Origin of the sequence: Microcoleus sp. S28C3 (genome assembly GCF_036700785.1) — a bacterium.
Lineage (GTDB): Bacteria > Cyanobacteriota > Cyanobacteriia > Cyanobacteriales > Microcoleaceae > Microcoleus > Microcoleus asticus.
In genome coordinates this window covers 1-2,901 of record NZ_JAUBPO010000247.1, presented here as the reverse complement: position 1 = coordinate 2,901, position 2,901 = coordinate 1, and the positions used below count along the sequence as shown (strand labels likewise).

At 44.7% G+C, this 2,901-nt stretch carries 3 protein-coding genes; all 3 read right to left on the bottom strand.

All coding sequences use genetic code 11. The features are described from left to right. Positions 1 to 112: 112 nt before the first annotated feature. The 3 genes from QUA13_RS32125 to QUA13_RS32115 all read right to left on the bottom strand — a co-directional run bounded on the left by QUA13_RS32125 (position 113) and on the right by QUA13_RS32115 (position 2,805). The gene (locus QUA13_RS32125) at positions 113 to 241 is read right to left on the bottom strand and encodes a hypothetical protein (RefSeq protein ID WP_333205100.1); all 129 of its coding nucleotides are present in this window, start codon (positions 239 to 241) and stop codon (positions 113 to 115) included. A 251-nt stretch (positions 242 to 492) separates the two neighbouring features. Next, on the bottom strand, positions 493 to 2,358 hold the full coding sequence (locus QUA13_RS32120) for a hypothetical protein (RefSeq protein WP_333205098.1): 1,866 nt from the start codon (positions 2,356 to 2,358) through the stop codon (positions 493 to 495). A gap of 261 nt (positions 2,359 to 2,619) precedes the next feature. Further along, positions 2,620 to 2,805 (bottom strand): hypothetical protein, encoded by a 186-nt coding sequence (locus tag QUA13_RS32115; protein WP_333205096.1) that lies wholly within the window; start codon positions 2,803 to 2,805, stop codon positions 2,620 to 2,622. Positions 2,806 to 2,901 lie beyond the last annotated feature (96 nt).

Here is a 2,901-nt window from a genome sequence, read left to right as displayed (position 1 = left end):
CTCTCTACCTCTGTCTAAACTCACAAAATTTACACTCAACTTCTTCTGAGTGAATTTTTGCTTAGTCTAAACTCCAATAAACGACATAAAAGGCAGATAAACGCAGATAATTTTAATTGCTTGTAGATACTTGTAGGGGTGAAGCAGTCGGGCGATAATCTGAGTAATAAATTTCAGGATTTGTATCCGACTGCTTCACCCAGGGGCGAGTGCGATCGATACCGCCTTGCATCTTGTACAATTCTCAAGAACAGGCAAGATGCCTGTTCCACAAAGAATTAATTTCTTGTGGGGTGGACAGGAGAGCCCGCCCATAAAAGCCTTATTGAGAAGTGCGATCGATACCGCCTTACATCTTGCACAATTCTCAAGAACAGGCAAGATGCCTGTTCCACAAAGAATTAATTTCTTGTGGGGTGGGCAGGAGAGCCCGCCCATAAAAGCCTTATTGAGAATGGTGCAACATCTCAGATACCACCGGACACGATCGTACTATTTATCCCGGTGGGGTAAGACGTAGCCGATCTGCCGCAGGGCGTTGCGAAACTTAGTTTCCTGGAATAATGGAACTGCTAAAGTGCGATCGCCCGCTAGGTGACAGAATTTTTTGGTACGGGAATCATGGGCAATCAACAATGCTAAATGGGCGTTAGTACATTCGATTAACTTGACAGTTCCTGCATCTTGCAAACTATTCGATCGTTCTATAATATCCGTCAGAAATTGCTGTACAGTTTCGGGTAGCGGTTCAATACTTCTTGTCTCTAAAACTTCTTTAAATTCTGCTAGCGGGTATCCGGCTTCAATGGCGGTAAATAGCTTTTGTCGATCAAGTTGCCAGACGACATCTGAAACTTTTTTAGCATAGAGATCGAGGACGATCGCATCTGATGTCGCAATGCCTTCTCCTGCTACAACAATATCTAAATTGGGCAGTACCCGGAGTGTTTGACGGAACTCAATTGCTGGCGGGGTGTAATTGTGAGTCAATCCCAAACAGTAAGCCCCCAAAGCTGTCAGGCGAAAAGATATTAAGCCGTCGTAGCGGCTGAGAAATCTCAAATCGTCCGTTCCCCAAAGATCGTCAAAATCGCTGGGTACGAGGGACGGATCGGCATAAGCAACATCAATTATTCCCAGGGTAGCAACATACTCAAACAACAGGCAGCGCATATATCTTTCTTGCAGAATATGCCAATCGTGACTGCCCGAATATCCTAAGTTACCATACCCAAATTCAGAAATGTAGAGATTGTCGGGATCGCGCGTTACTTCAAACCGATTGCCCGTTGCCAACATATACCTGCTAAATTCGCTAAACAGAATCCATTTACCGACAGGACATTCTGCTAGCCTTGAGGCGATCGCCTCTCTCCGCCCCGCCACCGGTGTCATGCCGCGCGCGCCCTTGCCGGTTTGTCCTTTAATCGCATCAATGCGGCGAAATTCATCAAAAGAGTTTGTTTTTAACCAGCGCTTCCATGCTGTCTGTAATCCTTTGGCCGGTGATTCTTGCAAAGCTTTCTGTCCCGCTTTGGTCAAAACTAGCTTTTTGCCGGATTGTTCGGCGAATTTGCTCGCTTGGGCGATCGCGGCCCAAGCAAAGGATTTGATGTTACCAACCTCGTAGAATATATCGCCCTTTTCCACGGTAGCTTGGCGCTGTTCGTCGTTATAAAAATCACCCCCTTGCAATACGGCGGCGATCGCTTTCAGAGTTGTGGCACCAGGTAATGCGGTTTTCTCACTAACGGCAACTTTGCCCGACTGAATCAGACGCAAAACTGCTTCCAAATCCTTTGCGGCTGCCCGTTCCATTTCAAAAATTGTCAAAGGAAGTTCGTACTCGGATATCTCTCTTTGAGATGTACGAAAGTTATGTTTTTCTACACGAATTATAAAATTATCTGGCAGTACATCGCCAACCAGATTTAAGGAAGTTGCTTGAGGTTTTGGCACAAACTTCAGCAATTTTTCTTCAAGATCGTAGGGTATCGCAGTGCCGTAGAAGAACAAGCATAGTAGAGATGGTTCTCGGTTGTATCCATAGCGATCGCTTGTTCCCCAGTTTGGTTGTTGTCCGTATTTCGCCATAAATACATCGGCATCATAGCCACCACCTGACCCATGTATAACTTCCGCTACGGCTGCTTTTTGCAAGTCGTCTAATTGCGCCCAAACTTGCTTGAGTTTTTCTCCCTGCATTTGCTGTTTAATCCCAGCAACCAGGTCAGCTTTGCGAGTTAATTTACGATCGCCCGACAACAGTGCATTCAGCTTTTTTAAATCTTCAACAATTATTCCTTCGAGTGCCTCTTGGAGGGTAGGAACATCATCTAGGGTTTGGTAACGCGGCATAATTTTTGGCAATTCGCCTGCTGCAAAATTGTTTGTGCTACCAAATATAACAACTTTCCGAAAATTCTAACTTGAATTTTTGTAACAAAATTCCGAAGTATGGTTTAATATTTATTGTTAAACACGCGATTTTTATCTGACAAAGTACAGAAGTAGGCAATCTAACAAACTCGGAATTATACCACTACTCTAGAACGTAGAGTGCACCGCTACCCACAATCTCCAAGCAGCTTGAATATCTCGTGACTACGCACCATACAATTAGTCGATCGAAACTGACAAAGTGTAACTGGCGCCTCCTCGTTCTGTACCGACGACTATCTGATATTTTCCCGTCTGGGGCAATTCTCCAGACCAGCTTTTTTCTCCTTCAGCTACGGCGTTTGTATTGGGAGCGACCACCTTAAAAACAGCATTTCCCTCAACTGATTGGATCTCAACATTCATGGTTTGACCTTCTTTGGCCTTAACGGGACTTAAACAAATTTTAAGCCCAAACAAAGCCTAAACTGGCTTTATAAGCGGAGAATACGTCCCAATTTT